We start from the raw sequence: 4,243 nt of genomic DNA, 5'->3' as shown, positions 1-4,243 counted from the left end.
CGTTTTCCCCTTTATCGGCAACCGGGATATCACAACACTCAGTACCCCGGACCTGCTTATCCCTGTTCGTGCTGCAGAAGCTAAACAAATTTATGAAATCGCCAGTCGTCTGCAGCAAAGAATATCTGCTGTAATGCGTTATGCCGTACAGTCTGGCATCATCAGATATAACCCGGCTCTGGATATGGCTGGTGCATTGACCACGGTAAAACGCCAGCATCGCCCTGCTCTGGATCTTTCACGCCTGCCTGAACTTCTGTCGCGTATTGACGGTTATAAAGGCCAGCCTGTCACCCGACTGGCAGTTATGCTGAATTTACTGGTTTTTATTCGTTCCAGTGAACTCAGATATGCCCGCTGGTCTGAAATTGATATTGACAATGCCATGTGGACTATTCCAGCCGAACGCGAACCTCTGCCAGGCGTAAAATACTCACACCGGGGCTCCAAGATGCGAACACCACATCTTGTGCCACTCAGCCAACAGGCTGTAGCCATACTGACAGAACTTCAGACATGGGCAGGTGAAAATGGTCTGATATTTACGGGTGCACATGACCCGCGTAAACCAATCAGTGAAAATACTGTAAATAAAGCCCTCAGGGTGATGGGGTATGACACAACCCGGGAAGTCTGTGGCCATGGATTCCGGGCAATGGCGTGCAGTGCATTGATTGAATCAGGTTTGTGGTCCCGCGATGCTGTGGAACGTCAGATGAGCCATCAGGAGCGTAATGGTGTACGTGCTGCGTATATCCATAAAGCAGAACATCTGGAAGAACGGCGACTGATGCTACAGTGGTGGGCAGATTTTCTGGATGCGAACAGAGAACAATGTATCAGCCCGTTTGAATATGCAAAGATTAACAATCCATTAAAATAGTAATCATCCCGGGCTGCCAGCCCGGGAATTATTTTCTGAATATTTTTCTTTGTGAGTAACTGGAAAAAGGATAGCGAAGTAAATTACTTTAATGAATTATTCCAAGGGCTCATTAAAGTTCTTTCGTAATACTTTGTAGTCAAACACGTTATGGTTTGCATCAAAAACATCTGATTTTCCCTGCCAGCGGATAATTACCTCTTCCGGCGTTTCCGGCTGTCCGTCTCTGGTTAACCCCATCCATGCATTAATCAGATAATCATTATACGCAGTGGAAAAAACGCTGTTCACCGTCTGGCGATCGACATACTCTCCCAGTATCGGGCTGTACCAGATAAACATCGGAACATGATAAGCCTGCTGGCTGGGTTTTATTCCACCATGAAAATAGGCATGTTCTTTTGTCGGGTCATACTCCAGACCGTGATCTGAAAAATACATGACTGATGCCCGACGCGTTTCCAGCATGGCGAAAATCTGTCCCAACAAACTGTCGGTATAATTAATGGAATTATCGTAGCAGACTTCTTCTGTATCCAGCGGTTTAAACACGGCTTTATCTCTGGGCCAGTTACTGCAGACTGGCTCATGGCTACCCGTCAGATGCAGAACAATCAGTTTCCTGCTCCCCGGATTACTGTTCAGTGCTTCAGCCAGGTGTGGGAGCAGTAACTCATCATAGCCTCTGACATAAATTCTGTTTCTGGCCCGCATGGCGATACTGGCCACAGCCGTTCCGTTCTGTCGGAAAGCGGACTGCGCACTGAGCCACCAGGTATCGAACCCCGCCTGATTCGCCATATTGATAATATTATCGGGGTAACGGCGAACATCATGATGCAGCACGGTATCAGCAGATAATGCCAGCGGTACCGCAAGAGCGGTATAAGGTGCCCCGCTGATTGCCTGAGTGAACAGTTTCAGTCGTGATTTCTGTTTCTGAAGCTCTGGTGTGGTTGGGCGCGAATACCCGTAAATGGACATGTTATCAGTCCTTGCAGATTCACCAATCACCAGAACAAATACGTCAGTGTTGTTATCCGTAATCACCAGATCGTAGTGAGGTATGGTATCAGCAATCGTCATTAATCTCTGATGCTCCTTTGCGGCCAGTGCAAAATAGTTCAGATTAAAGAAAGGGGTATATGTGGCAAACCGGGAAGCGACTATGTAAGGATCAACTTCATTTATTTGATACTGTTTCTTCAACGCAAACTGGAAGGAAGAATATAACGTTACTGTAATTAATAATAAAAATGTAATTACCGTGACCTTTTCCGATGGCAATGAGGACGTTTTATTTATTGCTGAACAGAAGAACAATAAAAAGAGGATAATAAATGCGATAACATAAACAACATACATCCTGAACATTCTTATTACTTCATCAGGATCTGTCTGAAGGATACTGATTGCAAAACCATCATTAAATGTTGTGCCAAATGTACACCATGAATACAGGCTGATACTGATATCTGCAGCAGTCAGTAATGTGAACGGGAAGGCAAGAATCAAACGCAACGTAATCGATTTCATTGCCTTAATAATAAGAAGTGCCAGGATAAAGAATAATATCCGGTAAATCAGATGCGCTCCTGAGGATACAAGGAGATTAGAAAGAGTAAAGACACCCACAGATAACACGAGGCACTTATCATTGCAAATCCGCGGCCAGTGTATGAACGGAAGATTAATTTTCATAATAATTGAGTAAAAGCGATATTTCTGTCCGGCACTGGTCGCTGAACATGCCGTGACAGGTGAATTCATTATTTTGAATAATCATAAAGCCGCCACAAATGTAGCGGCGTAAACAGGAGCGTCATGATGTTTTCTTTCGTGACAGAAGAGAACGGCACATACCGCCCGCAATCATTATCATCAGGAATAACATCCCCAAGACAACAATTACTCTTAATGCCGGATGAACCCGATCGGCGAGAAAAAATAACTCCATCCCGAAACCAATAACAAGCCAGGCCAGCGCCATTCCGACGAGCCCTTTTAACAGCAATCTCACGATCCTCTCCTTCTGCGTTCTTAACGAAAATGCCTTACAATAACAGCAGCCGGAGAAAGCAACGCTGGCTGCTGAACGGAATGACATTTTACTGTTTTATGTTCTCTCAGTTTCGGTCCTGACGCCGCCATTAATGGCATTACAGTTTATTCAGAATAAGGCAGGCGGCCTGGTTTAATGCAATAAACTCCTGCCAGCTGTACTGAGACTGATAATTCAGTAAATACTGGTCTTCAACCCGGCAAATCTGTGGGCGTTTATCATAAATTGCACACAAATGAGAATCAGTCTGATAGTGACGGCAAATACCGTCACCACGATCCAGACATTGCGTTTCACCCGCCCTGTTGACATGACGACAACAGGCCCCACACTGGTTACAGGGAAATGGAGGGTGTAATTTCATCGCTTATTTAACCAGTCACGAACAGAAGCCACATTTCCTGACTCAAACGGCAACGCAATCCCTCGTCGGCGGACTTCTTCTCTCAGCAGAAGTCCGCGCTCTATCTCACTGTTTACGCTATCCAGATGAAGTGAAAAATGATTTAACGCGGCAGCATCAACAGAAAATTCCAGCGCAGTAAGTTCCACAAGATAGCGATCAAGTTCAGCATTGACTGCCTGAAAGTATTCCAGTGACCGCCGGAATTTGTCCTTAAATTTGTCCAGAAATGCCCATACCCGCTGCATAACCTCGCTATATTCGAGATAATAATTCATCACCAGCCCGAGAATACCTGTCGTCAGCGCACCACAAAAGGCAGCAAGCTCTGAACCAAATGGAAAAATAAGGATCTGCGCCATCGCCTCATTTATCATCACCCCACCGGCAACAGCCACACCTGCTGCTATCAGTTTAGTGACCGCTTTGGCTAACTGCCCCGGCGATAATCCCTCCGGGTTAAATACCAGGACTTTAAAGGCCTGAACGAGGTTGTTCCACATTTCCCTGATAAGCCGGACAATCATTCTTTCCGTTGTCAGGAATATATTTAACAGCGTTGTGGTAATACCTGACAGTATCCCTCCGATGACACCATCTTTAAAGGCAATTAAAAAAGAACTGAATTTTTCCTGTACTCGTTCCTGGCAGGCACGTAATGCTGACGTTATTTCGGACAGGCATTTGCCGGCGCAGAATGAGTTCCGTTGCTGTCTGATAATATGCGGGATTCGTTCCCTCAGTTCGAACCAGATCTCGGCAAGAATAAGCCCCAGCATCTGTCGCGTCCCCATACGAAAACCGGAATTAAGTGAAGCACTGGCGACAGCAGTAGCAAACTTACTACTCAGGTAATAGCTCTGATTAATCGTGGCCTCGTATTTTTCCCGGGCAT

The 4,243-nt window shown here is 45.7% G+C and carries 3 protein-coding genes and 1 pseudogene; 1 reads left to right on the top strand and 3 read right to left on the bottom strand.

Going from position 1 to position 4,243, the window contains the following annotated elements; genetic code table 11:
- Window positions 1-883: site-specific integrase (locus FFT88_RS24990; RefSeq protein ID WP_135405941.1), on the top strand; the 883-nt coding region annotated here is incomplete at its 5' end.
- Window positions 884-979: 96 nt separating this feature from the next.
- Here FFT88_RS24990 and FFT88_RS24985 read toward each other — a convergent pair.
- The 3 genes and pseudogenes from FFT88_RS24985 to FFT88_RS24965 form a co-directional block, all read right to left on the bottom strand.
- A complete protein-coding gene (locus FFT88_RS24985; protein WP_135405942.1) occupies window positions 980-2,653 on the bottom strand; it encodes a sulfatase-like hydrolase/transferase in 1,674 nt (557 codons plus the stop codon).
- A 52-nt stretch (window positions 2,654-2,705) separates the two neighbouring features.
- Window positions 2,706-2,903, bottom strand: a complete 198-nt coding sequence (locus FFT88_RS24975; RefSeq protein ID WP_089514000.1) for a hypothetical protein — start codon at window positions 2,901-2,903, stop codon at window positions 2,706-2,708.
- A 402-nt stretch (window positions 2,904-3,305) separates the two neighbouring features.
- Window positions 3,306-4,243: pseudogene (locus FFT88_RS24965) on the bottom strand (cobalamin adenosyltransferase); the annotation flags it as partial.

This window comes from Escherichia sp. E4930 (assembly GCF_005845405.1).
Taxonomy (GTDB): domain Bacteria; phylum Pseudomonadota; class Gammaproteobacteria; order Enterobacterales; family Enterobacteriaceae; genus Escherichia.
The sequence above is the reverse complement of the archived record's forward strand: the minus strand, read 5'-3'. Positions and strand labels throughout refer to the sequence as shown.